Here is a 26,057-nt window from a genome sequence, read left to right as displayed (position 1 = left end):
GGTCAGTGCGCACCCATTTCGCGGATGGTCTGCTTGAGGTTCTCGAAGTCGTACTCCGACAGGCCCACGTAGTCGAGCACCAGGTGCCCGACGGTGTTCCATTCGTGGTCCACGCTCTGGTTGCCCAGCACCCGGTACGAGCTGCAGATGTGCTCGGCCATCTTCAGAATGGCCAGCAGGTTCTTGAGCTGGGTGTTGCGCGCCGAGTCGTCGCTGAACACCGCCAGGGCATTGTGGTGGTTGGCGATGGCGGCACTCACGTGCTCGGGCAGGCGCCACGACTTGGCCGTGTAGTAGCCGACCACGGCGTGGTTGGTGTTGAACGTGCGGTTCTCGGTGTCGACCACGCGCTTGTCGGGGCCGGCCTCGGCGTAGGCCTGCTCCAGGGTATGCATGTAGTCGGGGAAGCGCTTGTGCATCAGCGGCACGCCGCAATCGTGGAACAGCCCCAGGGCATAGGCTTCGTCCACCGCCTGCGAGCCGATGCGCTTGGCCAGGGTCAGGCAGGTCATGGCCACGTCCTGGGCGGTATCCCAGAAGCGGTTGAGGGTGACGATGGTGTCGTCGCTCATCTCGCCCTTGATCGACTGCGCGTTGATCAGGTTGATGATCGAGCGGCTGCCCAGCAGGTTCACCGCGCGCTGGATCGAGGCGATCTTGTTGGTCAGCCCGTAGTACGGCGAATTGACCAGCTTGAGCAGTGCGCCGGAAAGGCCCGGGTCCTGGGAGATCAGCTTGGCGATGGTCTCCAGGTCCGGGTCGGGCATGTACTGCTCGAACTGCAGGTCGACCATGATCTGCGGCTGGGGCGGTACGCTGATGCCCTGCAGGGCTTGCTGGATCTGTTCGGCGGTAAGTTCCTGGGACATAGATACACACTCGGGGCTGAAGGGCGATTCTAACCCTGCAGGCGGGCCGGGAAACACCCGTTGATGGATTCAGAAGGAACTTTGCCTGCCCCAGGGCTGCCTGCTTACTACAGGTTCAACTCAACAGGAGCACGCAGATGACGACCCAACTGAACGGCAAGCGCGTGGCCATGCTGGTCACCGACGGCTTCGAGCAGGTAGAACTCACCGGGCCCAAGCAGGCCCTCGAGCAAAGCGGCGTGCGCGTCGACATCCTCTCGGCCAAACCGGGCACGGTCAAGGGCTGGAACCATGACAAACCCGCCGACGACTTCACTGTGGACAACACCTTCGACAAGGCCGACGTCGCGGTCTACGACGCCATCGTGCTGCCCGGCGGCGTGCAGAACTCCGACACCATACGCATCGACCCCGGCGCCCAGAAGCTGGTCAAGGCCCACGACGCCAGCGGCAAGCCCCTGGCGGTGATCTGCCATGGCGCCTGGCTGCTGGTGTCGAGCCAGTTGGTCAAGGGCCGCAAGATGACCAGCTACAAGACCGTGCGCGACGACATCACCAATGCCGGCGGGCAGTGGCAGGATCAGGCCGTGGTCATCGACCGCAACCTGATCAGCAGCCGCCAGCCCGACGATATTCCCGCCTTCAACACCCAGCTGCTGCGCGCTTTGGGCGCCTGATCGGCTATTTGTCGCCGGCCGAGCCGCGTGCCCGGCCGACGCGCTATACTCCCGCTCTTTTTTCCGGAGCGACGTCATGTCCCTGCCCAGCCTTCGCCTCAAAGCCAACGCCGACCGCCGCCTGCGCGCCGGCCATCTGTGGGTGTACAGCAACGAAATCGACGTCGCCGCGACCCCGCTGCATGGCTTCAAGGCCGGCGACCAGGCGGTGCTCGAAGGTGCCGGCGGCAAGCCGCTGGGCATCGTCGCCATGAGCCCCAACAACCTGATCTGCGCGCGCCTGCTGTCGCGCGACGCCAAGCTGGCCCTGGACAAGTCGCTGCTGGTGCACCGCATCAACGTGGCCCTGTCGCTGCGCGAGCGCCTGTTCGACAAGCCGTTCTACCGCCTGGTGTACGGCGACTCGGACCTGCTGCCGGGCCTTGTGGTCGACCGTTTCGGCGACATCCTGGTGGTACAGCTGGCCTCGGCCACCATGGAACAGCACAAGGACGACGTGATCGCCGCCCTGGTGCAGGTGCTCAAACCCACCGGCATCCTGTTCAAGAACGACTCGGCGGCGCGTGATGCCGAAGGCCTGAACCGCTACGTCGAAACCGTGTTCGGCCTGGTGCCGGAGTGGGTGGCGCTGGAAGAGAACGGCGTGAAATTCGAAGCGCCGGTGATGGAAGGCCAGAAGACCGGCTGGTTCTACGACCACCGCATGAACCGCGCACGCCTGGCACCCTACGTCAAAGGCAAGCGCGTGCTCGACCTGTTCAGCTACATCGGTGGCTGGGGCGTGCAGGCCGGTGCGTTCGGCGCCAGCGAAGTGTTCTGTGTGGATGCCTCGGGCTTTGCCCTGGATGGCGTGGAGCGCAATGCGGCGCTCAACGGCATTGCCGAGAAGGTCACCTGCGTGGAAGGCGATGTGTTCGAGGCGCTGCGCGAGCTCAAGGCCGCTGAAGAGCGTTTCGACGTGATCGTGGCCGACCCGCCCGCGTTCATCAAGCGCAAGAAGGACCTGAAGAACGGCGAAGGCGCCTACCGCCGCCTGAACGAGCAGGCCATGCGCCTGCTGAGCAAGGACGGCATTCTGGTCAGCGCCTCGTGCTCGATGCACCTACCCGAAGACGACCTGCAGAACATCCTGCTGACCAGCGCCCGCCACCTGGACCGCAACATGCAGCTGCTCGAACGCGGCGGCCAGGGCCCGGACCACCCGGTGCACCCGGCGATCCCGGAAACGCGCTACATCAAGAGCATCACCTGCCGGCTGCTGCCCAACAGCTGATCGCGCTGAATGAAAATCCCGGCTAGGTGCCGGGATTTTTTTTGCCTGTAACGGCCTTTCGCCGGCAAGGCCGGCTCCTGCAGGCAGGTGCACTCAATCGCGCTGCGGGTAAGGCATCATTCCCAGTTCTCGCCCGTCGATCACCAGGGTCTTGTAGCGCGGTTTCGCCAGCTTGAGCGCGCCCGCCCGAATCTGCTCGATCAGTGCGCGCCCCGTGCCGATCCCGTCCACCCGCGCATAATCACGCCAGAAGCCCTCGTGACGCGCATATACGAACGCCGACGTCGAGTACTCGTGCTTGGGCACCACCAGCACTTCGTTGACCCCATCGTCATCCAGGTCCACCTGCCAGGCAGCACACCCCGAACTGCCGCATTGGCTCTCGATCAGGGTCAGGTTGAGCATCTGCGCACTGTCCTCCGGCGCAGGCCCGATCCATTCCAGCTTGGGTCCGTACTCACGCGGCGACATGCTCACCGGTTCGGCCTCCAGCAGTCGATCGGCCAGCAGCTCGCGGCTTGGCGCATCCAGGATCTGCCCCTCCTTGACCAGGCGCGACAACCGCTCGAACTGCTCGATCCCCGGCTTGCCGAGCCGGTAGCGCAATGCGCGCGCATCGAACGCATCCGCCGAGGTGCGCCCGCTCAACAGCCGCTCCATCTGGTTGGCGGCGCTGTAGGTCAACGGGTTGAGCACCGGCGTGAACACCAGCATCAGCACCACGAAACTCAGCAGCGCGATCAACGGGTTGCTGCGCCGCAAGCTGCCCAGCCACACCGCCTGGCGCGGCCGAATGGCCCACAGCGCGGCCAGGCTGTGCACCAGCGCGATGCCGATCAGCAGCATCGCCAGAAAGCGCTGCGGGGTCAGGCCGTACTGGTCGATGCGCAGCCAGCTCGAGTAGCACGCCAGCGCCATCAGCAGCGGCAGGCACACAAGGCTGGCGTTCACCAGCAGCTTCAGGGGCCTGGCATAACCGGCATCGTGCTCGCCGTCCTGGAACACGCCGTTGAGCAGAAACAGCGTACTGCCCACCAGGCACAGCAGGATGCTGGTGGAGTAACCGGTGTTGAAGATCGGCGCGACCCCGGTTACCGCCAGCGCCAGAGTGAACACCACCGCAATCAGCGAACACAGCGGCAGCAGGTAGCGGCACACGGTGAGCAGCACATTGCGCAGCAGGCCGATGGCCTTGTCGTTCTGGCGCCCCATGCGGATGCCCAGCGAGAAGAAGATCGGCAGGCACACGCAGATGAATTCGAGCGAGGCGAAGATATCGCTGAGCACCGGCGCGCCCAGAATCGTGAACAGCCGCCCGCACAGCCACAGCAGCATCCAGAACGCCAGGGTCACCAGCAGCGCCAGCAGCACGATGAAGGCATTGTTCCAGGCGTGCTGGTACAGGTCCTGATAGCGCAGGCGATTGCCGTCGCGGGTCGGCCAACTGAGGATGAACGCCGCGCCGATATAGGCCAGCACCAGCGAGGCCGGCATCCAGCGCATCCATAGCCAGCCGTCGGCCGATTGCGCATACAGCCAGGCTGACACGCTGGCCATCAGCAACGCCAGGCCGGCCACCAGCAGCCAGGTGCCGCGCTGGCGCACCGCGCCGCCCAGCAGTTGCAGATTGATGCCGCCCACCAGGGCCAGCGTGGCGCAGAACACCGCGAGCACAGGGTTGCGGTAATGGATGAAGGTGAGCAGCAGCGCCCCCTGTACCAGGGCGATGGCGAGGTAATACAGCACGGAGCGGTTGAGCACGGGCATTCCAAGTCCTTTTGCGAGGGGTGATGCACAAGGCGCGCAGTCTAGGGCCAGGCGACCCCGCACGGCTAGAGCACGTCGACTTCATTGCAGCGCCGCACAGGCCCCATGCAGCCATGCACATATATCGATAAAAATCCAGGCCAATAATCCATAAGGGCAAATTTTTCATTGATCCAGGCGACATAAGCAGATAAAAATCGACTCAATCAAAATAAAAACAATGCAGGTTCGACCCATGTCCTCTATCGACCGCTCTCATCCTGGCACTTCAGATACCGCTCGACTGCGCCGCGTGCTGGGGCTGCCCGCCCTGGTGTTCTTCGGCCTGGTGTACATGGTGCCGCTGACCATCTTCACCACCTACGGCATCGTCACCGAACTCACCGGTGGCCGCACCGCAGGCGCCTACCTGGTGACCCTGCTGGCCATGCTGTTCACCGCGACGTCCTACAGCTTCATGGTCAAACGCTTCCCGGTGGCGGGCTCGGCCTACTCCTATACCCACCTGGCGTTCGGCCCCAACATCGGCTTTCTGGCCGGTTGGTCGCTGCTGCTCGACTACCTGTTCATCCCGATGATCAACTACCTGCTGATCGGGCTGTTCCTCAACATCGCCTTCCCGGCCCTGCCGGTGTGGGGCATCATCGTCGCCGCCATCGCCCTGGTGACCGTGCTCAACGTGATCGGCATCCATTCGGTGGCCAAGGCCAGCAACCTGATCGTGGGCGCGCAGATCATCTTCATCGGCGTGTTCGCCGCACTGTCGATCAAGAGCCTGCACGGCGCGCCCATCGACCTGCTGTCGCCCCTGCTCGGTGACGGCACCCGGCCCGGGTTCAGCCACCTGATGACCGGGGCAGCGGTACTGTGCCTGTCCTTCCTGGGCTTCGACGCGGTATCGACCCTTGCCGAGGAAACCCGCGACCCGCAACGCGATGTGCCGCGCGCCATCCTGCTCACCACCCTGGGCGCCGGGCTGCTGTTCACCGTGCTGGCCTACATCAGCCAGCTGGTACTGCCGGGCAGCCACTTCGCCAACGTCGATGCGGCAGCCAATGAAGTGATGTTCAAGGCCGGCGGGCAGTTCCTCGCCAACTTCTTCACCGCGGCCTTCGTGGCCGGCAGCCTGGGTTCGGCACTGGCCTCACAGGCTGCGGTGTCGCGCATCCTGTACACCATGGGCCGCGACCAGGTGCTGCCACGGCGCTGGTTCGGGCGCCTTTCGCCACGCTTCGGCACCCCGGTGTTCGCCACCCTGGTGGTATCGGTGTTCTCCCTGCTGGCACTGGTGATCGACCTGACCACCCTGGCCTCGCTGATCAGCTTTGGCGCGCTGGTGGCGTTCTCGGCGGTGAACCTGGCGGTGGTGCGCACGCACCTGGTCGATCAAGCCTGCCACCGCAACCTCTCGGGGCTGCTGCGTTACGGCGTGGTGCCGCTGGTGGGCATGAGCCTCACACTGTGGCTGTGGACCAGCCTGTCGGCACTGACCCTGACCATCGGCATGACCTGGTTCACCCTCGGCCTGGTGTACCTGGGCGTGCTGACCGGCGGCTTTCGCAAGCGCGTGAAGCTGGTGCACTTCTCCGAGGCCGGCTGAACGCCATGGCGGTTGGGCGGCCCGCGCGCAGCGAAAACGCCCAACCGCCCAATGCGCCATTCCTTCCCGCCGCCAGCGGTGTAGAATCGGCCTATTCATCGCCAGTCATCCCCGGCGGGTTTATGAGCTCTGGTCGAGCCCTCGGCGATCCCGTGGTGTTTTCGGCCTCATCCGTACCAGCGGCCACCTGCCTTCGGTGCAAAGGACAAGAGAAGCTCACTCCCCTTTTTGTTACCTGATTAGCCGCCAGGAGTGCTTCATGCCTGATTACCGCTCGAAAACGTCCACCCACGGTCGCAACATGGCCGGCGCACGCGCCCTGTGGCGCGCCACCGGCATGAAAGATGCCGACTTCAAGAAGCCGATCATCGCCATCGCCAACTCCTTCACCCAGTTCGTCCCGGGCCACGTGCACCTGAAGGACCTGGGCCAGCTAGTGGCCCGCGAGATCGAGCGCGCCGGTGGCGTGGCCAAGGAATTCAACACCATCGCCGTGGATGACGGCATCGCCATGGGCCACGACGGCATGCTGTACTCGCTGCCCAGTCGCGAGATCATCGCCGACTCGGTCGAGTACATGGTCAACGCCCACTGCGCCGACGCCATCGTGTGCATCTCCAACTGCGACAAGATCACCCCCGGCATGCTGATGGCCGCCCTGCGCCTGAACATCCCGGTGATCTTCGTGTCCGGCGGCCCGATGGAAGCCGGCAAGACCAAGCTGGCCAGCCACGGCCTGGACCTGGTCGACGCCATGGTGATCGCCGCCGACAGCTCGGCCAGTGACGAAAAGGTCGCCGAATACGAGCGCAGTGCCTGCCCTACCTGCGGTTCGTGCTCCGGCATGTTCACCGCCAACTCCATGAACTGCCTGACCGAAGCCCTGGGCCTGGCCCTGCCGGGCAACGGTTCGACCCTGGCCACCCACAGCGACCGCGAAGAGCTGTTCCTCAAGGCCGGCCGCACCATCGTCGAACTGTGCCAGCGCTACTACGGCGACAACGACGAGTCGGTACTGCCGCGCAACATCGCCAACTTCAAGGCGTTCGAGAACGCCATGATGCTCGACATCGCCATGGGCGGCTCGACCAACACCATCCTGCACCTGCTGGCCGCCGCCCAGGAAGCCGAGATCGACTTCGACCTGCGCGACATCGACCGGTTGTCGCGCAGCGTGCCGCAGCTGTGCAAGGTGGCGCCGAACATCCAGAAGTACCACATGGAAGACGTCCACCGCGCCGGCGGCATCTTCAGCATCCTCGGTTCGCTGGCCCGTGGCGGCCTGCTGCACACCGACCTGCCGACCGTGCACAGCCGCAGCATGGAAGAAGCCATCGCCAAGTGGGACATCACCCAGACCGACGACGAAGCGGTGCACCACTTCTTCAAGGCCGGCCCGGCCGGCATCCCGACCCAGACCGCGTTCAGCCAGTCGACCCGTTGGGAAACCCTGGATGACGACCGCGAGAACGGCTGCATCCGCAGCTTCGAGCACGCCTACTCCAAGGAAGGCGGCCTGGCCGTGCTGTACGGCAACATCGCGCTGGATGGCTGCGTGGTGAAGACCGCAGGCGTCGACGAGTCGATCCACGTGTTCGAAGGCAACGCCAAGATCTTCGAAAGCCAGGACAGCGCGGTACGCGGCATTCTGGCCGACGAAGTGCAGGCCGGCGACATCGTGATCATCCGCTACGAGGGGCCAAAAGGCGGCCCGGGCATGCAGGAGATGCTGTACCCGACCTCTTACCTGAAGTCCAAGGGCCTGGGCAAAGCCTGTGCGCTGCTGACCGATGGGCGCTTCTCGGGCGGCACCTCGGGCCTGTCCATCGGCCATGCTTCGCCGGAAGCGGCAGCAGGCGGCGCGATTGGCCTGGTGCGCGACGGCGACAAGGTGCTGATCGACATTCCCAACCGTTCGATCAACCTGCTGGTCAGCGATGAAGAGCTGGCGGCGCGGCGTGTCGAGCAGGACAAGAAGGGCTGGAAGCCGGTCGAGCAGCGTCCACGCAAGGTGACCACCGCGCTCAAGGCCTACGCCCTGCTCGCCACCAGTGCCGACAAAGGCGCGGTGCGCAACAAGGCCATGCTGGACGGGCTGTAAGGTCTGGCGACAATAAAGAACCGGCGCCCAGGCGCCGGTTTTTTTTGCCTGCGGTGCGGTGTTCGCCGGCAACGCCGGCTCCTACAGACGCCGTGGCCCCGTAGGAGCCGGCGTTGCCGGCGAAGAGGCCGGTACAGAGGGCGGCAACATCTGCCCCTTACACCCCAGCCCCGCATCTGTTTTCGTCCGTCTTTGCTTGCCGAGGAATATGGTTATTCCAAAACCATCTATCTAAATTCCATTTAGATCTAATTTCGTTGTTTTTCAGGCTGTTAGCATTTCTGTTCGCAATCGCGCACAGACGCGACGCCCCGCCCTTTGTCTGGAGCTTCAATGAACCTGCCGCTGTTTCTCAACCTGCTGGTGTTCGCAGCCTTGCTGCTGGGCCTGGCGCAAACCAGCAAGACCTCCTGGAGCCTGGCCAAGAAAGTGCTGGTCGGCCTGATCGTCGGCGTGCTGTTCGGCAGTGCCCTGCATGCCATCTACGGTGCCGGCAGCCCGGTCCTGAAAAGCACCATCAGTTGGCTCGACCTGGTCGGCAACGGCTATGTGGGCCTGCTGCAGATGATCGTCATGCCGTTGATCTTCGTCTCGATCCTCAGCGCCGTGGCACGCCTGCACAACGCCTCGTCGCTGGGCAAGATCAGTTTCCTGACCATCGGCACCCTGCTGTTCACCACGGCCATCGCCGCGTTGATCGGCATCGGCCTGACCAACCTGTTCGGCCTCAGCGCCGAAGGCCTGGTGGCCGGCGTGCAGGAAACCGCGCGCATGCAGACCATCCAGAGTGACTACGCGGGCAAGGTCGCCGACCTCAACATCCCGCAACTGCTGCTGTCGTTCATCCCCACCAACCCGGTGGGCGACCTGGCCCGGGCCAAGCCGACCTCGATCATCAGCGTGGTGATCTTCGCCGCGTTCCTCGGTGTGGCCGCCTTGCAACTGCTCAAGGACGACGCCGACAAGGGCAACCGTGCGCTGGTGGCCATCGACACCCTGCAGGCCTGGGTGATGCGCCTGGTACGCCTGGTGATGAAGCTCACCCCGTATGGCGTGCTGGCGCTGATGACCAAGGTGGTGGCCAGCTCCAACCTGGACGACATTCTCAAGCTGGGCAGTTTCGTGGTGGTGTCGTACATCGGCCTGGGCCTGATGTTCGTGGTGCACGGTGTGCTGCTGGGCCTGGGCGGGGTCAACCCGCTGCGGTTTTTCCGCAAGGTATGGCCGGTGCTGACCTTTGCCTTCACCAGCCGCTCCAGTGCGGCGAGCATTCCGCTGAGCATCGAGGCGCAGACCCGTCGCCTGGGCATCCCTCAGGCGATTGCCAGCTTTGCCGCCTCGTTCGGCGCGACCATCGGCCAGAACGGTTGCGCAGGCCTGTACCCGGCGATGCTGGCGGTGATGGTGGCCCCGGCGGTGGGCATCGACCCGCTCGACCCGCTGTGGATCGCCACGCTGGTGGCCATCGTGACCCTGAGTTCGGCCGGGGTGGCCGGGGTGGGCGGCGGTGCGACCTTCGCCGCGCTGATCGTGCTGCCGGCGATGGGCCTGCCGGTGGAGCTGGTGGCGCTGCTGATCTCGGTCGAGCCGCTGATCGACATGGGCCGCACGGCACTGAACGTGAGTGGTGCGATGGTGGCCGGTACCCTGACCAGCCAGGCCATGGGGCAGACCGACAAGGTGCTGCTGGAGGCCGATGAGCATGCGCAGTTGACGCATAGCTGAAGACCCCTTCGCCAGCAAGGCCGGCTCCTACAGCAATCGTGTAGGAGCCGGCCTTGCCGGCGAATGCATCAACGCCGCTCCCACACCTCGAAGTGATAAGCCGGCTTGTCCCCTTCAGCCGCATTGGCCTGGGTCGATTTCATCGCCCACTGCTGCGCATCCACCTCGGGGAACCACGCATCCCCCACCGGGCTGAGCTCGACCCGCGTCAGGTACAGCCGATCCGCCAGCCCGCGTTCCAGCGCCTGCCCGTACAGCTGCGCACCGCCGATCAGCATCAGCTCGCTCACACCGTGCTCCAGCGCCCACTGCTCGGCCCGCACGATGGCCTCATCCAGCGAACCGAACACCTCGGCGCCCTCCAGCACCAGGCCCGGCTGACGGCTGACCACCAGGTTCAGACGCCCCGGCAAGGGGCGCCCCAGCGAATCCCAGGTCTTGCGACCCATGATGATCGGCTTGCCCAACGTGGTGGCCTTGAAATACTTGAAATCCCCCGGCAAATGCCAGGGCATGCTGTTGTCGATGCCGATGACGCGGTTCTCGGCGAGGGCCGCGATCAGGCTGAGAGGCAGTGATGTTTTCATGCCCGCGAGGATAGCAAAGCCCGCTGGCCGATGCGTGGGTTATGCTTTGGGCAGTTTTGATCAATGGAAGCTGGGTGTGACTGGACTGACTGACCTGGACAAACGCTGGCTCACCGAAGCCGTGCGCCTGCGTGAAGAACATGCCGGCGCGCTGGAAGACCAGGAAGCCAACCGCCGTGCGCGCCAGCAAGGCGGCGACCTGGCTGCACGCATCGAACACCGCGCCCTGTGGCTGGCCGAACGCGACGGCCTGCGCGCCGCGCTGGGGCGCTGGAAAGCCGGGGCGCGCCTGGCGCTGCTGGCCCTGCTGCTGCTCGCCGTGCTCAGCGGCGCCGGCCTGGCCTTCGCCGGGCTGGGCGACGGCCAGCGCCCGGTCAACGTGTTCTGGGCGCTGGGCAGCCTGCTGGGGCTTAACCTGCTGATGCTGCTGAGCTGGGCTCTGGGCTTTGCCCTGGCCGGCGACCATGGCGCCAGCCTGGGGCGGCTGTGGCTATGGCTGAGCGAAAAGTTCGCCCGCGATGCCAAGGCCGCGCATCTGGCCCCAGCCCTGCTGGTACTGCTGCAACGCCAGCGCCTCAACCGCTGGCTGCTCGGCCTGCTGGTGCACGGCCTGTGGCTGCTGGCGCTGGCCAGCGCCCTGGTGGTGATGCTGATGCTGCTGGCCACCCGGCGTTATGGCTTTGTGTGGGAAACCACCATCCTCGACCCCGACACCTTTGTCGGCCTGACCCAGGCCCTCGGCACCCTGCCCGCGCTGCTGGGCTTCAGCGTGCCGGACGCGGCCATGATCCGCGCCAGCGGCGCCAGCCAACCGGCGCTGGAGCTGGCACGCCAGTCGTGGGCCGGCTGGATGCTCGGCGTGCTGGTGGTGTACGGCCTGCTGCCGCGGCTGGTGCTCGCGGCCCTGTGCCTGTGGCGCTGGCACAGCGGGCGCCGGCGCCTGGGCCTGGACCTCAACCTGCCCGGCTACAGCGCCCTGCGCGACGTGCTGATGCCCAGCAGCGAACGCCTGGGGGCCAACGACCCTGCCCCGCAGGCCTTGCCCGAAATCACCCGCAGCGAAGGCGACGCACCGGCCGAGGGCGCCTTGCTGGTGGGCCTGGAGCTCGACGACCAGCACCCCTGGCCGCCCGCTCTGCCAGCCTCGGTGACCAACGCCGGTATCCTCGACAGCCGCGAATCACGCAACAGGCTGCTCGAACAGCTGAGCCGCTTCCCGCCCGCGCGCCTGGCCATCGCCTGCGACCCGCGCCGCTCGCCCGACCGGGGCAGCCTGGCGCTGCTGGCCGAGCTTGCGCGCAGCGCCGGGGCCACGCGCATCTGGCTGTTGCAGGCACCACCCGGCCAGGCACTGGACGCCGACCGCCTGGGCGACTGGCACCAGGCGCTGGAGCAACTGGGCCTGGCGTACGCCGACAGTGCCCCCCTCAACTGGCTGGAGCATGGCCATGACTAAGCCGTTGAAACTGGCCGTGGTCGGCCACACCAACGTCGGCAAGACCTCGCTGCTGCGCACGCTCACCCGCGACGTGGGTTTCGGCGAAGTCTCGCACCGCCCCAGCACCACCCGGCATGTGGAAGGCGCACGGCTGTCGGTGGAGGGCGAGCCGCTGCTGGAGCTGTACGACACCCCGGGCCTGGAGGATGCCATCGCGCTGCTCGATTACCTGGAGCGTCTCGATCGGCCTGGTGAGCGGCTGGACGGCCCGGCGCGGGTCGAGCGTTTTCTGCAAGGCAACGAGGCGCGCCAGCGCTTCGAGCAGGAGGCCAAGGTGCTGCGCCAGTTGCTGGCCAGTGATGCCGGGCTGTACGTGATCGACGCCCGCGAGCCGGTGCTGGCCAAGTACCGCGATGAACTGGAAGTGCTGGCCGGTTGCGGCAAACCGCTGCTGCCGGTGCTCAACTTCGTGGCCAGCAACGAGCATCGCGAGCCGGACTGGCGCGAGGCCCTGGCACGCCTGGGGCTGCACGCACTGGTGCGCTTCGACAGCGTGGCCCCGCCGCAGGATGGCGAGCAGCGCCTGTACGAAAGCCTGGCCTTGCTGCTGGAGAATGCGCGCCCGGCCTTGCAGCGCCTTATCGATGACCAGCAGGCCCAGCGTGTGGCACGCCAGCACAGCGCCAAGCGCCTGATTGCCGAACTGCTGCTCGATTGCGCGGCGTGCCGGCGTAGCGTGATCGCCAGGCCGGAGGCCGAGGCAGCGGCGATCAGCGAGCTGCATCAGGTGATTCGCCAGCGTGAACAACGCTGCGTCGAGGCGCTGCTCAAGCTGTATGCGTTTCGCAAGGACGACGCCCACACCGGCGAGCTACCGCTGCTGGACGGGCGCTGGGGCGATGACCTGTTCAACCCCGAGACCCTGAAATTGCTGGGCGTGCGCCTGGGCAGCGGGGTTGCCGCGGGCGCCGCGGCCGGTGCCGGGGTCGACCTGCTGGTCGGCGGCATTACCCTGGGGGCGGCCGCACTGGCCGGGGCGATTGCCGGGGGTGCGCTGCAGACGGCACGCAGTTACGGTTCGCGGCTGATGGGCAAGCTGAAGGGCCAGCATGAACTGACGGTGGACGACGGGGTGCTGCGCTTGCTGGCGTTGCGTCAGCGTCAGTTGCTGGCAGCGCTGGAGGGGCGCGGGCATGCGGCGACAGCTCGCATCAAGCTGACGTTGCCCAGCGACAAGGGCTGGCGCGAGGGCAAGTTGCCGGAGGCGCTGAGCAAGGCGCGGGCGCACCCGCAGTGGTCGTCGATGAACCCAGGGGCCAAACTCGGGCAGGCGGAGCGGCAGGAGCAGATCGACAGTCTTGTGCAGGAGCTTTAAGGCCAATCGCGGGTCAAGCCCGCTCCCACAGAGAGTGTGCGATCCCTGTGGGAGCGGGCTTGACCCGCGATGGCGGTCTTAGATCAGACGTGCAATATGCCCCTCCGCCAACGCCGGCCCCACGCTCATCCCCACCCCGCTGTGCATCAGCGCCGCACTCACCCCCGGCGCTACCGCCAGCAGCGAAAACGGCCCCGGCCCACCCGAGCCGTACACCCCCTGCCAGCGCTCCAGCACCTCGATGCGCCCACCCAGCGTCTGCTCGGCCAGCTCGATCATCCAGTTGTCCACCTGCTCGGCATTGAACGGCGATGCATCGCTGCCATAGGCATGCGAATCGCCGATGATCAGCTCGCCATGGGGCGTCGGGCTGATCAACAGGTGAATGCCGTTTTCCAGCAGGTGCGGGCTGCCGGCCTGCACCTCGGCGCGCAGGGCCTGCGCCTGCGGCAGGTCGGCATACGCCCCGTAATGCAGGCAGCTCAACCCGGTCAGCAGCGAATGCTGCAGGTCCAGGCCGAAGCATGGCCGGGCGCGCAGCATCTGCAGGCGACATACCTGCGGCTGCAACTGCGCCATCGGCTCGGCGAGCAGCGTCTGGTAGTCGTGCCCGCTGCACACCACGATGTGCTCGCCGCTGAAGCGACCGGCGGTGGTGGTCAGAAACCCCGGCTCCACCTCGCGCACCAGCGTGGAAAAGTGGAACTCGACGCCCAGTTGCTCGCGCAGGTAGTTGACCAGCGCAGGTATGGCCTCGCGCGAGTACACCTGCTGATCGTCCAGCCCACGCAGGGCGGCGCGATGATGGCGGAACTGGCCGTCATACAGCGCATCGAGCGCGGCGCCCTGCAGCAGTTCGACCGGGTAGCCGTGCTCGAGTGCACGCCCGTTGCAGAAGGCTTCGAGCAGGTCTTGCTCCAGCGCGGTGCGGGCCAGCAGCAGCGAGCCGTTGCGCTTGAGCGCAAAGCCGGCGTGCTCGGCCCAGTGGGCCCAGATGCCGCGGCTGGCCTTGGCCAGTTCGAGCATCTGGCCGGGCGGCTGGCCGCTGACCAGGGCCTGGCCGAAGTTGCGAATGGAGGCGCCCAGCGGGGTGGCGCTGCGTTCGAACACCTTGACCCGCAGGCCGCGCCGGGCTGCGGCGTAGGCGTGGGACAGACCGAGGATGCCGGCGCCGACGATGAGAAAATCTGACATGGGGTTCCCTTCAGGATTGTGGTGCGGCCATCGCGGGTCAAGCCCGCTCCCACAAGGACGGCGATGATCCCTGTGGGAGCGGGCTTGACCCGCGATGAATGCGAAGCGGATTTACTGCTGCGCCACCTTCTCCGACTTGCCGTCATAGCGCTTGCGCCACTCGGCCAGAATGCTGTCGCGGTTCTTCGATGCCCAGCCGAAGTCGTTCTTGATCAGACGCTGCTCGTAATCGGCCGGCAACTCGGTCTGCGGCTTGGCAATGCCCGGCTGCGCCAGCACCGCGAAGTTCTCCTTGTACAGCTCCATCGCCGCCGGGCTCGCCGAGAAGTCGGCCAGGCGCTTGGCCGCGGCTTCATGCTGACTGCCCTTGATCAGCGCAGTGGCCTCGATCTCCCAGCCCAGGCCTTCCTTGGGCAGCACGATATCCAGCGGCGCGCCCTGGCGCTTGAGCTGCACCGCCGGGTACTCGAACGAGATGCCGATCGGGAACTCTCCCGCCGCCGCGAGCTTGCACGGCTTGGAACCGGAGTGAACGTACTGGCCGATGTTCTGGTGCAGCTCGTCCATGTACTGCCAGCCCTGCTTCTCGCCGAAGGTCTGCAGCCATGCGCTCACATCCAGAAAACCGGTGCCGGACGAGGCCGGGTTGGGCATCACGATCTTGCCCTTGTACTCGGGCTTGGTCAGGTCCTGCCAGCTCACCGGCTTGCTCAGCCCCTGCTTCTCGGCCTCGATGGTGTTGAAGCAGATGGTCGCCGCCCACACGTCCATGCCCACCCACGCCGGCGGGTTGGCCGCATCGCGGTAGTTGGCGCCGATCTTGTCCAGGTCCTTGGGGGCATAGGTCTGCAGCATGCCCTGCTGGTCGAGGATCGCCAGGCTCGACGCCGCCAGGCCCCACACCGCGTCGGCCTGCGGGCGATCCTTCTCGGCCAGCAGCTTGGCGGTGATGATGCCGGTGGAGTCACGCACCCACTTGATCTCGATATCCGGGTTGGCCTTCTCGAAGGCCTGCTTGTAGGTCTTGAGCTGTTCGGCCTCCAGCGCGGTGTACACGGTGAGCTGGGTGTCGGCGGCCTGGGCCTGCACGGTCACGGCAGCGAGCACGGCAGCGGCAAGAGCAAGTGGCTTGAACATGGTGCGGTTCCTTTGAGCAGTACAGGGTTGGAAGAGCAATCAGTGGCCCGGCGCGCGCTGGCGCCAGGCCTGGGAGCGTTTGAGCAGGCCACGCGAGGCCCACGCCAGCAGCAGTGACACGCCGGCGCTGGTCAACAGGATCAGGGTGGACATGGCGGCGGCGCCGCCGACGTTGCCGGCATCGTCCATGTTCAGTACCGCTACCGCGGCCAGGATGGTGTCGGGGCTGTAGAGGAAGATGGCTGCCGACACGGTGGTCATCGCCGAGACGAACAGGTAGCGGATGATGTCCAGCAGCGCTGGCAGGCAGATCGGCACGGTGACCCGCGCAAAGTGGCGGTACAGCGGGGCCTTGAGCGACAGCGCGGCGGCCTCGAACTCGCTGTCGAGCTGGCGCAGTGCAGTGGTGGCGGTCATCTGCGCGGTGGTCAGGTAGTGCGCGATGGTGCACACCACCAGCAGCGTCATGCTGCCGTAGAACACATGCAGCGGGTTGCCCGGCAGGTTGAAGAAGAACACGTAGCCCAGCCCCAGCACCAACCCCGGCACGGCCATCGGCACGAAGCTGAGCAGGCGCAGCAGCAGGTTGAGACGGCCTCTGGTCTTCTCCATCAGGTAGGCGCCGCTGAAGATCACCGCGCTGCCGATCAGGGCGGTGCCCAGCGCCATGGTGATGCTGTTGCGGTAGGCCAGCCAGCCGCCGCCGGCGGTGTCGTCGAACTGGTAGTGCTTGAGCGACAGCGACAGGTTGTAGGGCCAGAACTTGACCAGCGAGGAGTACACCGCCATGCCCACCACCAGCAGCAGAATGGCGCACACCAGCAGCACGATGGCCAGGAAGCACGCATCACGCCGGCGGCTGGGGGCCGGCTCAAACACCTGGGCGCGACCGCTCATGGCATCGCCCTGGCGCCGGCGCAGCCAGGCATCCACCGCAAAGCTGAGCAGCGCCGGCACCAGCAGCACCATGCCGATCAGTGCACCACGGCCGAACTGCTGCTGGCCCACCACCGCCTTGTAGGCTTCCAGCGCCAGCACCTGGTAGTCGCCACCCACCACCACCGGCACGCCGAAGTCGGTGATGGTGAGGGTGAACACCAGGCAGAACGCGGCGAACACGGCCTGGCGCGTGGCCGGCCAGGTGATGCTGGTGAACGCGCGGCGTGGCCCGGCGCCCATGCTGGAGGCCGCATCGAACAACCGTGCGTCGGCCAGCGACAGTGCCGAGAGCAGGATCATCAGCGCATGCGGGAAGGTGTAGATGGCCTCGCCCAGCACGATGCCCCAGAAGCCATAGATATTGTCGCTGAGCAGCCCGCGCAGCAGGCCCTGGTTACCGAACAGGTACACCAGCGCGATGGCCGGCAGCATCGAAGGCGCCAGCAGCGGCAGCAGCGAGATCCCGCGCCATATGCGCTTGCCCGGAATCAGCGTGCGTTGCAGCGCATAGGCGAACAGGTAGGCGGTGGGCACCACGATGGCCGCCACGCTCAGCGCGACGGTGAGGCTGTTGCCCAGCAGCCAGTGGAAGTTGGCGCTGGCGAACAGTTCGCGGGCCGCGACCAGCCCGCCGCCCTGCCCGGCATCGCTGCTGAAGCCGCGCCAGAAGATCGCCAGCAACGGCAGCAGCACCGCGACGGTCAGCAGCACCAGCAACAGCCATTTGCCGCAGGTCACGAACAGGCGATCACCCAGCGCGACGCCGCCGGTGGTCTTGGCCTTCGCAGGTGCGATCGGCAGGCTCATCGGCGCGCCCATGTCAGGCAAACACCTGCAGGCTGCGCGGCGGCAAGGCCACCCAGATATCCTGCGAGCCCAGGCGCGGCATCGACTCGGGCGCCACCTCGGCGGTGAGTGCGTGGCCGGGCAGTTGGTTGAACTCGAAACTCATGCGGCAGCGATTGCCGAGAAAGGTGATTTCACGCACTCGGGCCGGGAACAGGTTTTCTTCATGCACCGGCGGGTTGACGCTGATCGCCTCGGGGCGGCAGAACAACCGGCCACTGTTGGCCGCGCCCGCACCGGGGGCCAGGCGCAGGTTCATGTCACCTACCTGGGCATGGCTGTCGCTACGCTGCTGGAATGGCAGCCAGTTGCCCTGGCCGACGAACTCGGCCACGAACGGCGTGGCCGGCTTGTCGTAGATGGCCTGCGGGGTGTCGTACTGCTCGACCTGGCCGTTGTTCATCACCGCGATGCGGTCGGCCATGAGCATGGCCTCGTCCTGGTTGTGGGTGACCATCAGGGTGGTGATGCCAAGTTGGCGTTGCAACTGACGCAGCTCGCTGCACAGGTGGTCGCGCACGCGGGCATCGAGGGCCGACATGGGTTCGTCGAGCAGCAGCAAGGAGGGTGCCGGGGCGAGTGCGCGGGCCAGGGCCACACGTTGTTGCTGGCCGCCGGAGAGCTGGCCGGGGTACTTCTTCTCGCTGCCGCGCAGGCCGACCAGGTCGAGCATGTCGGCCACGCGCTGACGAGATTCGTCGCGGCTGCTGGCGGTCAGGCCGTAGGCGATGTTGGCTTCGACGGTGAGGTTGGGGAACAGCGCGTAGGACTGGAACAGAATGCCGTAGTCGCGGGCCTGGGGCGGCAGCTCGGAAATGTCGCGGTCACCGATGTAGAGGGTGCCGCGGTCCTGGCGTTCGAGCCCGGCGATGCAGCGCAGCAGGGTGGTCTTGCCGCAGCCGGAGGGGCCGAGCAGGCACACCAGTTCGCCGGCGACGATGTCCAGGGACACGTCGTGCAGCGCGGTGAAGGCGCCGAAGCGTTTGTGGATGCCGCGCACTTTCATCTGTGCGCCGGGGGTTGCGAGTGCGTTGTTCATGCCGGGACCTCACTGAACGAGTGAGGGCCATGCTAGGCGGGCAATGCGAAGGTTCTGTGGCGGTGGGGCAAAAGCGGGTGATAGTGGTATAGGCAGATTTTTGTAGGAGCCGGCCTTGCCGGCGAAGGGGGCACTGCGCAATCCCACAGGCCGCAGCGCGACATTCGCCAGCAAGGCTGGCTCCTACAGGGTCAGCGCCGAGACTTCCTGGGCCAGGCCGAGAAAGGCAGCAGGCAACCGCGCCTGGCGCCGTTCCTTGAGGCAGTACAGGTACTCATGCATCACCGGCGCACCCTCCAGCGCCAGCACCTTAAGCTCCGGGTTATGCGGCACCTCGTGGCGGGCGATGATGCTGATGCCGATGTTGCGCAGCACTGCCTCGCGGATCGATTCGCGGCTACCGATCTCCAGCAGCGAGCCCACCTTCACCCCCGCCTCGTCGAGCATCTGCTCGGTGAGCCGGCGCGTGGTCGAGCCCTGTTCGCGCATCAGCAGGCAATGCCCGCCCAGCGCACTCAGCGGCACCGCCTCACGCGAGGCCAAGGGATGGTTGCGGTGCACTGCCACCACCAGCGGGTCGACGCCCAGTACCCGCCGCACCAGCCGCGCATCCTCCACCAGCTGTGACGAGGCGGCCATGTCCACGCGGTAATCCTCCAGCCACTCCAGCACCTGCTGCGAGTTGCCGATCTCCACCGACAGCTCCACCTGCGGCAGGCGCTCGCGGAAGATCTTCACCAAGTCGAGAATGTAGTACGGCGCGGTGGCCGCAATGCGCAGGCCGCCCTGCCCCTGGCCGCTGTTGCGCAGGAAGAACTCGATATCCGACTCCTGCTGCATCAGCGCCTTGACCATCGGCATCAGCCGCGTGCCGTCGTCGCTCAGGGTCAGGCGGCGACCGCCGCGAAAGAACAGCTCGACCCCGTACTGGGCCTCCAGGTTGCGGATCTGCGTGGTCACCGTCGGCTGGCTGAGCCCGAGTTTCTTCGCCGCCAGGGTAATGCTGCCCAGGCGGGCCACCATGTAGAACGCCTTCAACTCGGAACTCAACATACCGCCTCTTACTTTCTGAGCAGGCGCAAGCCGTTGAATACCACCAGCAAGCTCACGCCCATGTCGGCGAACACCGCCATCCACAAGGTCGCCATGCCGGTGAAGGTGATCGCCAGGAAGATCGCCTTGATGCCCAGGGCCAGAACGATGTTCTGCACCAGGATCGCCGCGCTTTGCCGCGAGAGCCTGACGAACGCCGGGATTTTGCGCAAGTCGTCATCCATCAGTGCCACGTCTGCGGTTTCGATGGCGGTGTCGGTACCGGCCGCCGCCATGGCAAACCCGATCTCGGCCCGCGCCAGCGCCGGGGCATCGTTGATGCCGTCGCCGACCATGCCGACCCGATGGCCCTGGGCGTACAGGTCTTCGATGGCCTTGAGCTTGTCGGCCGGCAGCAGGTTGCCGCGAGCCTCATCGATGCCCACCTGCGCGGCGATGGCCTCGGCGGTGTGCGGATTGTCGCCGGTGAGCATGACGGTCTTGATACCCAGTGCATGCAACTGCGCAATCGCCTCGCGGCTGCTTTCCTTGACCGTATCGGCCACGGCGAACAGCGCCAGCGGGCCGGAGGCGTCGAGCAGCAGCACCACGGTCTTGCCCTGGCGCTCCAGCTCATCGAGCTGGGCTTCCAGTTCGGGCGAGCACAGGCCCAGTTCCTCGACCAGGCGATGGTTGCCCAGGTGGTACAGCACGCCGTCGATCCTGCCGCCCACGCCACGGCCCATCAGGGCCTGAAACTCGCTGACCTCGGCCAGCGGCTGATCGGCGTACTGCTGTGCGATGGCCATCGACACCGGGTGATCGGAACGAGCGCCCAGGCTCGCGGCGATGTGCTGGGCGCGGTCTTCGAAGCGCGCATCGAGCACGCGGTAGTCGGTTTGCACCGGTTTGCCGTGGGTGATGGTGCCGGTCTTGTCCAGCGCCAGGAAGCTGAGCTTGCGCCCGCCCTCCAGGTACACGCCGCCCTTGATCAGGATGCCCTTGCGCGCTGCGGCGGCCAGGCCGCTGACGATGGTCACCGGGGTCGAGATCACCAGCGCGCACGGGCACGCCACCACCAGCAGCACCAGCGCACGGTAGATCCAGTCGAACCACAGGCCGCCGAAGAACAGCGGTGCCACCACGGCCACCGCCAGTGCCAGCACGAACACCACCGGGGTGTAGATGCGCGAGAACTGGTCGACGAAGCGCTGGGTCGGGGCGCGGGCGCCCTGGGCTTGCTCCACGGCCTTGATGATGCGGGCCAGGGTCGACTGGCCGGCGGCGGCGGTCACGCGGTACTCCAGCGCACCGGACTGGTTGATGGTGCCGGCGAACACCTTGTTGCCGGGGCCCTTCTCCACCGGCAGGCTTTCGCCGGTGATCGGCGCCTGGTCGATGCTGGACTGGCCTTGCAGCACTTCGCCGTCCAGGCCGATACGTTCGCCTGGGCGCACGCGCACGGTGGCGCCAAGGGCCACCTGGCGCACGTCGACCTCCTGCCATTGGCCGTCGGCCTGGCGCACGGTGGCCAGGTCCGGGGCCAGTTGCATCAGGCCGCCGATGGCGTTGCGTGCACGGTCCAGCGAGCGCGCCTCGATCAGTTCGGCCAGGGTGAACAGCACCATCACCATGGCCGCTTCCGGCCACTGGCCGATCAGCACGGCGCCGGTCACGGCGATGCTCATCAGTGCGTTGATGTTCAGGTTGCGGTTCTTCAGGGCAATCCAGCCCTTCTTGTAGGTGCCCAGGCCGCAGCCGAGAATGGCCGCCAGCGCCAGCAGGGCCACGGCCCATTCCGGGGCGGCATTGGTGAAGTGGACGATCTCGGCGGCGAGTGCGGCGACACCGGACAGCGCCAGCGGCCACCAGGCTTTCTTCGGCGCAGCCCCTGCACCGCTGCCGGCCTCGCCCGCATCGTCGAGCGGTTCGGCGTGCATGCCCAGCGAGGTGATCGCCTGCTCGATGCCGCGGGTGTCGGGGTGGGTATGCGTGACGCCGAGGATACGGTTGATCAGGTTGAATTCCAGCTGCTCGACGCCGTCGAGCTTGCCCAGCTTGTTCTGGATCAGGGTCTGCTCGGTCGGGCAGTCCATGGCCTCGATCCGGAAGCGGCTCAGCCGCGCATCGCTGCTGGTGGTTTCACGCAGCTGCACCAGGGCCGGTGCGGCGGCGCCGGAGCAGCAGCTGCCGTGGGCAGGCGCGGGGCTGGCGTGGTCGTGGTCCGCGTGGTCGTGGGCATGATCGTGGCTATGTTCATGCTTGTGATCATGCGCGTGGCCGACGTGGTCGGGGCTGACAGGCTGGTTCATGTGGTTCATCCCTAAAGGTCCTGTTGCCAAGTGAACACCCTGTAGCCACTATAGGGTCAAGCAACCAACCGAGGTATTTTGCAGATGAAGATCGGAGAGCTGGCCAGGGCCACCGACTGCCCGGTGGAAACCATTCGCTACTACGAGCGTGAAAGCCTCTTGCCAGAGCCTGCGCGCAGCGAGGGCAACTACCGGCTGTATACCCAGGCGCACGTGGAGCGGCTGACCTTCATCCGCAACTGCCGCACGTTGGACATGACCCTGGAAGAGATCCGCAGCCTGCTGCGCCTGCGCGACAGCCCGGAGGACCAGTGCGAAAGCGTGAATGCGCTGATCGACGAGCATATCCAGCACGTGAAGGCGCGCATCGACGGGTTGGTGGCATTGCAGGGGCAGTTGCTGGAGTTGCGCCAGCATTGCCGGGCGCAGGAAACGCAGTGCTCGATCCTGCAGCATCTGGAGGTGAACGGTGCGGTGACAGCCCCGGAGGCGGAGCATTCGCATGTGGGGCGCAGCCATGGACACTGACTGAGGGCCCTTTCGCCAGCAAGGCTGGCCCCTACAGGGGATCGCGGTGATCCTTGTAGGAGCCAGCCTTGCTGGCGAAGCGGTTTGGCGCGCTTAGACCGCCATCGGCGCCGTCATCGGCGCATGGTGCTCGTAGCCTTCCAGGCTGAAGTCGCTCGGCTCGATCTTCTCCAGCCACTCCGGCTCGTACACACCCGTCTTGGCATACTCCGGCACGCGGTCGGAGATCACCAGCTTCGGCGCCGCCAGCGGCTCGCGCTTGAGCTGTTCGGTGAGCATGTCCAGGTGGTTCTCGTACACGTGCGCATCACCGATGAAGTAGGTGAACCAGCGCGGCGTGTAGCCGGTCAGGCGGCCCACCAGCGACAGCAGCGCGGCGCCTTCGGTGAGGTTGAACGGTGTGCCCAGGCCCAGGTCGTTGGAGCGGATGTAGAGGGTCAGGGAAATCTCCTTGGTCTCCACGTTCGGGTGAAACTGATAAAGCAGGTGGCACGGCGGCAACGCCATCTCGTCCAGCTGCGCACAGTTCCAGCCATGGAACAGGATGCGGCGGCTGCCCGGGTCGTTGTGGATGGTGTCGATGCACTGGCGAATCTGGTCGATGGCCTTGTACAGCACCACGAACGCCTCGCCCTCTTCTTCTGCCTCGGCAATCTTCACGAAGCCATTGCTCTGCGCCAGCTCGATGGCCGCGGGGTTGCTCAGCGGGATGCGCTTGTAGGCCGGCCACTGACGCCATTGCACGCCGTAGATCTCGCCCAGGTCGTCATGCCCCTGGCGGAACGGGTTGGCCAGCCACTGGGCGTTCTCGTTGGCGTTCTGGTCCCAGACCTTGCAGCCCAGTTCACGGAATTCGCCGGCGTTCTTCACGCCACGCAGAAAGCCCACCATTTCGCCGATCGCCGACTTGAACGCCAGACGGCGGGTGGTGATGGCCGGGAAACCCTTCTGCAGGTCGAAACGCAGCATGGCGCCCGGCAGGCTGATGGTGCGCACGCCGGTACGGTTGCCCTGCAGGGTGCCGTTCTCGATCACATCACGCACCAGCTCTAGATATTGCTTCATGTCTTACCTGTCTCGATACCGGAAGGGGCCAGGCCCCTGCCGGGAAAATTAAAGCGCGGCGCCCTTGGCACTCGGCGCGCGGCGGTAGGCCAGCCAGATCAGCGCGATACCGGCGAAGATCATCGGCACGCACAGCACCTGACCCATGGTCAGCCAGCCGAAGGCCAGGTAACCCAGCTGCGCATCCGGCACCCGCACGAACTCGACGATGAAGCGGAAGATGCCGTAGAACAGCGCGAACATCCCGGAAACCGCCATGGTCGGGCGCGGTTTACGCGAGTACAGCCACAGAATCAGGAATAGTGCCACACCTTCCAGGGCGAACTGGTACAGCTGCGACGGGTGACGCGGCAATTGCGCCGGGTCGCTGAACGGCGGGAACACCATGGCCCACGGCACGTCGGTGGCCTTGCCCCACAGCTCGGCGTTGATGAAGTTGCCAATGCGCCCGGCACCCAGGCCGATCGGCACCAGCGGCGCAACGAAGTCCATCAGCTCGAAGAACGACTTGTTGTTGCGCTTGCCGAACCACAGCGCCGCCAGCATCACGCCGATGAAGCCGCCATGGAACGACATGCCGCCCTTCCACACCTCGAAGATCAGCGTCGGGTTGGCCAGGTACGCGCTCAGGTCATAGAACAGCACGTAGCCCAGGCGCCCGCCGACGATCACGCCCATGGACAGCCAGAACACCAGGTCGGAGAGTTTCTCGCGGCTCCAGGTGGGGTCGAAGCGGTGCAGCCGGCGCGACGCCAGCAGCCACGCGCCGCCGATGCCGATCAGGTACATCAGGCCGTACCAGTGGATTTTCAGCGGCCCGATGGCCAGTGCCACGGGATCGATCTGCGGGTAAGGCAGCATGGTGACTCCTCTCGTTAAAGCAAAAAGCTCAGGCCTACACAGAACAGCAGTGCGGCGAACAGCCGCTTGAGCAGGCGTGGCGACAGTTTATGCGCCAGGCGCGCACCGAAACGGGCAAAGAACATGCTGGTCAGGGCAATCCCGAGCAGCGCCGGCAAATACACGAAGCCCAGGCTGTTGGGCGGCAGGTGCGCCTCGTCCCAGCCCAGCACGATGAAACTCAGGGCACTGGCCACCGCAATCGGAAAACCACAGGCCGAGGACGTGGCCACCGCCTGCTGCATGGGCAGGCTGCGCCAGGTCAGGAAGGGCACGGTGAGCGAGCCGCCGCCGATGCCGAAGATCGCCGAGGCCCAGCCCACCACGCCGCCGGCGGCGGTCAGGCCAAGCTTGCCGGGTACGCCGCGGCTGGCCTTGGGCTTGAGGTCCAGGGCCATCTGCACGGCCACCAGCAGGGCGAACACGCCGATGATCTTCTGCAGGTGCGGGCCCTGGATCAGCGAGGCGGTCTTGGCCCCTACCCCGGCGCCGAGCAGGATGCCCACGGTCATCCACACGAAGATCGGCCACTGCACCGCACCACGGCGGTGGTGCTCGAGGATGGCGTTGACCGAGGTGAAGACAATGGTCGCCAGCGACGTGCCGACTGCCAGGTGGGTCAGCACCGAGGCGTCGAAGCCCTGCAGGGTGAAGCTCAGCACCAGCACCGGCACGATGATGATGCCGCCGCCCACGCCGAACAGCCCGGCCAGTCCACCTGCACAGGCGCCCAGCACCAGATAGATCACAAATTCCATTGTCGACCCCCAAAATCAGTTCGGCATGGTAACGGAAGGTGGGCCTGTGGCTCTAGTGAAGACACGTTTAGTCGATGGATAGCGAACGCCAGTGTGGGTAGAGTGGCTGAAAACACTGGGAGCGAACCTATGTGTCTGATTGCTTTTGCATGGCGCCCGGGGCATGCCCGGCCGCTGATCGTCGCGGCCAACCGTGACGAGTTCTATGCCCGCCCCAGCCAGGCGCTGGGGGCGTGGGAGGATGCGCCGGGGGTGTATGCCGGACGTGACCTCGAGGCTGGCGGCAGCTGGCTGGGGGTCGGACCGGGCGGGCGCTTTGCGGCGCTGACCAATATTCGGGACCCGCAGCAGGCGCAGGGTGCGCGCTCGCGCGGCGAGCTGGTGGCGGGGTTTCTGCGCGGCGAGCTGGGGGTGGAGGCTTACCTGGACCATGTGGCCAGCCGCAGCAGCCAGTATTCGGGATTCAACCTGCTGGTAGGGGACGCCGGGCAGCTGGGGTACCTGAATGCGCAGGAGGCGGCGCCGGTGCTGCTGGGCGAGGGGGTGTACGGCTTGTCGAATGCCGGGCTGGATACGCCGTGGCCGAAACTGCTGAAGATGCGGGCTGCGCTCGAAGACCAGCTGCAGGACCCGCGACCACAGCGGCTGCTGGCGTTGCTGGGGGATGAGCAGCAGGCCGAAGAGGCCGAGCTGCCGCAGACCGGTGTGGGGCTGGCGACCGAGCGGTTACTGTCGAGCGTGTTCATTGCCAGCCAGAACTACGGGACGCGGGCGAGTACGGTGTTGATTGTCGAGGCGGATGGCAGCAGGTTGATGGTGGAGCGCAGCTTCGGGCCGTTTGGGGGGCAGTTGGGCGAGGTCACCCTGCAGGTTTGACGCTTTCGCCGGCAAGGCC

At 66.1% G+C, this 26,057-nt stretch carries 21 protein-coding genes; 9 read left to right on the top strand and 12 right to left on the bottom strand.

Annotated elements, in window-relative coordinates; all coding sequences use genetic code 11:
- Nucleotides 1–2: 2 nt before the first annotated feature.
- The gene (locus MF6396_RS14665) at nucleotides 3–869 is read right to left on the bottom strand and encodes an HDOD domain-containing protein (RefSeq protein WP_043859998.1); all 867 of its coding nucleotides are present in this window, start codon (nucleotides 867–869) and stop codon (nucleotides 3–5) included.
- A 137-nt stretch (nucleotides 870–1,006) separates the two neighbouring features.
- Here MF6396_RS14665 and MF6396_RS14660 point away from each other — a divergent pair, with 137 nt between their 5' ends.
- Both MF6396_RS14660 and MF6396_RS14655 read left to right on the top strand, forming a co-directional pair.
- The gene (locus tag MF6396_RS14660; protein ID WP_043859999.1) at nucleotides 1,007–1,546 is read left to right on the top strand and encodes a type 1 glutamine amidotransferase domain-containing protein; all 540 of its coding nucleotides are present in this window, start codon (nucleotides 1,007–1,009) and stop codon (nucleotides 1,544–1,546) included.
- Nucleotides 1,547–1,622: 76 nt separating this feature from the next.
- Nucleotides 1,623–2,819 carry a class I SAM-dependent rRNA methyltransferase gene (locus tag MF6396_RS14655; protein ID WP_043860000.1) on the top strand — a complete coding sequence of 399 codons (1,197 nt, stop codon included), beginning with the start codon at nucleotides 1,623–1,625 and terminating at the stop codon, nucleotides 2,817–2,819.
- A 93-nt stretch (nucleotides 2,820–2,912) separates the two neighbouring features.
- On the opposite strand, the gene MF6396_RS14650 is transcribed toward MF6396_RS14655, so the two are convergent.
- On the bottom strand, nucleotides 2,913–4,586 hold the full coding sequence (locus tag MF6396_RS14650; RefSeq protein WP_078480711.1) for a DUF4153 domain-containing protein: 1,674 nt from the start codon (nucleotides 4,584–4,586) through the stop codon (nucleotides 2,913–2,915).
- A gap of 235 nt (nucleotides 4,587–4,821) precedes the next feature.
- Between MF6396_RS14650 and MF6396_RS14645 the strand changes: the two genes are divergently transcribed.
- From MF6396_RS14645 to MF6396_RS14635, 3 genes are all read left to right on the top strand, one after another.
- Nucleotides 4,822–6,186, top strand: coding sequence for an APC family permease (locus tag MF6396_RS14645; RefSeq protein WP_043860002.1), 1,365 nt, complete (start codon nucleotides 4,822–4,824; stop codon nucleotides 6,184–6,186).
- A gap of 259 nt (nucleotides 6,187–6,445) precedes the next feature.
- Nucleotides 6,446–8,287: a dihydroxy-acid dehydratase gene (gene ilvD / locus MF6396_RS14640; protein ID WP_058541776.1), complete on the top strand. Its 1,842-nt coding sequence runs from the start codon at nucleotides 6,446–6,448 to the stop codon at nucleotides 8,285–8,287.
- Nucleotides 8,288–8,620: 333 nt separating this feature from the next.
- Nucleotides 8,621–10,012, top strand: coding sequence for an L-cystine transporter (locus MF6396_RS14635; RefSeq protein ID WP_058541775.1), 1,392 nt, complete (start codon nucleotides 8,621–8,623; stop codon nucleotides 10,010–10,012).
- A 68-nt stretch (nucleotides 10,013–10,080) separates the two neighbouring features.
- Here MF6396_RS14635 and MF6396_RS14630 read toward each other — a convergent pair whose 3' ends face one another.
- Complete coding sequence (locus MF6396_RS14630; RefSeq protein WP_078480709.1) at nucleotides 10,081–10,599, bottom strand: dihydrofolate reductase; 519 nt, start codon at nucleotides 10,597–10,599, stop codon at nucleotides 10,081–10,083.
- Between the two features lie 76 nt (nucleotides 10,600–10,675).
- On the opposite strand from MF6396_RS14630, the gene MF6396_RS14625 reads away from it, so the two are divergent.
- Together MF6396_RS14625 and MF6396_RS14620 are read left to right on the top strand one after the other, a co-directional pair.
- Complete coding sequence (locus tag MF6396_RS14625) at nucleotides 10,676–12,055, top strand: DUF2868 domain-containing protein (RefSeq protein WP_078480708.1); 1,380 nt, start codon at nucleotides 10,676–10,678, stop codon at nucleotides 12,053–12,055.
- Nucleotides 12,048–13,412: a DUF3482 domain-containing protein gene (locus MF6396_RS14620; RefSeq protein WP_078480707.1), complete on the top strand. Its 1,365-nt coding sequence runs from the start codon at nucleotides 12,048–12,050 to the stop codon at nucleotides 13,410–13,412. The genes MF6396_RS14625 and MF6396_RS14620 overlap by 8 nt, the downstream gene beginning before the upstream one ends.
- A gap of 78 nt (nucleotides 13,413–13,490) precedes the next feature.
- Here the strand turns inward: MF6396_RS14620 and MF6396_RS14615 are convergent, their stop codons facing one another.
- The 6 genes from MF6396_RS14615 to MF6396_RS14590 all read right to left on the bottom strand — a co-directional run bounded on the left by MF6396_RS14615 (nucleotide 13,491) and on the right by MF6396_RS14590 (nucleotide 21,911).
- Entirely contained in the window at nucleotides 13,491–14,606 is a 1,116-nt protein-coding gene (locus MF6396_RS14615; protein WP_054915527.1) for a TIGR03364 family FAD-dependent oxidoreductase, read from the bottom strand.
- 111 nt (nucleotides 14,607–14,717) lie between these two features.
- The gene (locus tag MF6396_RS14610; RefSeq protein WP_054915526.1) at nucleotides 14,718–15,743 is read right to left on the bottom strand and encodes a putative 2-aminoethylphosphonate ABC transporter substrate-binding protein; all 1,026 of its coding nucleotides are present in this window, start codon (nucleotides 15,741–15,743) and stop codon (nucleotides 14,718–14,720) included.
- A 39-nt stretch (nucleotides 15,744–15,782) separates the two neighbouring features.
- Entirely contained in the window at nucleotides 15,783–17,501 is a 1,719-nt protein-coding gene (locus tag MF6396_RS14605) for a putative 2-aminoethylphosphonate ABC transporter permease subunit (RefSeq protein ID WP_078480705.1), read from the bottom strand.
- A 1-nt stretch (nucleotide 17,502) separates the two neighbouring features.
- A complete protein-coding gene (locus MF6396_RS14600; protein WP_054915524.1) occupies nucleotides 17,503–18,567 on the bottom strand; it encodes a putative 2-aminoethylphosphonate ABC transporter ATP-binding protein in 1,065 nt (354 codons plus the stop codon).
- A 183-nt stretch (nucleotides 18,568–18,750) separates the two neighbouring features.
- Nucleotides 18,751–19,620: a LysR family transcriptional regulator gene (locus MF6396_RS14595; RefSeq protein WP_058541769.1), complete on the bottom strand. Its 870-nt coding sequence runs from the start codon at nucleotides 19,618–19,620 to the stop codon at nucleotides 18,751–18,753.
- An 8-nt stretch (nucleotides 19,621–19,628) separates the two neighbouring features.
- Entirely contained in the window at nucleotides 19,629–21,911 is a 2,283-nt protein-coding gene (locus MF6396_RS14590; RefSeq protein ID WP_078480729.1) for a heavy metal translocating P-type ATPase, read from the bottom strand.
- An 84-nt stretch (nucleotides 21,912–21,995) separates the two neighbouring features.
- Here MF6396_RS14590 and cadR point away from each other — a divergent pair, with 84 nt between their 5' ends.
- Nucleotides 21,996–22,439 (top strand): Cd(II)/Pb(II)-responsive transcriptional regulator, encoded by a 444-nt coding sequence (gene cadR, locus MF6396_RS14585; protein WP_043863455.1) that lies wholly within the window; start codon nucleotides 21,996–21,998, stop codon nucleotides 22,437–22,439.
- A 93-nt stretch (nucleotides 22,440–22,532) separates the two neighbouring features.
- Here cadR and MF6396_RS14580 read toward each other — a convergent pair whose 3' ends face one another.
- From MF6396_RS14580 to MF6396_RS14570, 3 genes are read right to left on the bottom strand one after another with little or no spacing between them, the layout of a single operon-like run.
- A complete protein-coding gene (locus MF6396_RS14580; RefSeq protein ID WP_043863454.1) occupies nucleotides 22,533–23,504 on the bottom strand; it encodes a thymidylate synthase in 972 nt (323 codons plus the stop codon).
- Between the two features lie 48 nt (nucleotides 23,505–23,552).
- Nucleotides 23,553–24,365 carry a prolipoprotein diacylglyceryl transferase gene (lgt, locus tag MF6396_RS14575; RefSeq protein ID WP_054915522.1) on the bottom strand — a complete coding sequence of 271 codons (813 nt, stop codon included), beginning with the start codon at nucleotides 24,363–24,365 and terminating at the stop codon, nucleotides 23,553–23,555.
- Between the two features lie 14 nt (nucleotides 24,366–24,379).
- On the bottom strand, nucleotides 24,380–25,162 hold the full coding sequence (locus MF6396_RS14570; RefSeq protein ID WP_078480704.1) for a sulfite exporter TauE/SafE family protein: 783 nt from the start codon (nucleotides 25,160–25,162) through the stop codon (nucleotides 24,380–24,382).
- Nucleotides 25,163–25,291: 129 nt separating this feature from the next.
- On the opposite strand from MF6396_RS14570, the gene MF6396_RS14565 reads away from it, so the two are divergent.
- Nucleotides 25,292–26,038: an NRDE family protein gene (locus tag MF6396_RS14565; protein WP_054915521.1), complete on the top strand. Its 747-nt coding sequence runs from the start codon at nucleotides 25,292–25,294 to the stop codon at nucleotides 26,036–26,038.
- Nucleotides 26,039–26,057 lie beyond the last annotated feature (19 nt).

The sequence above is a fragment of the Pseudomonas sp. MF6396 genome, from assembly GCF_002018915.1.
Taxonomy (GTDB): Bacteria; Pseudomonadota; Gammaproteobacteria; order Pseudomonadales; family Pseudomonadaceae; genus Aquipseudomonas; species Aquipseudomonas palmensis.
Note: the sequence above shows the minus strand (reverse complement) of the source record. Positions and strands in the feature narration are given on the sequence as shown.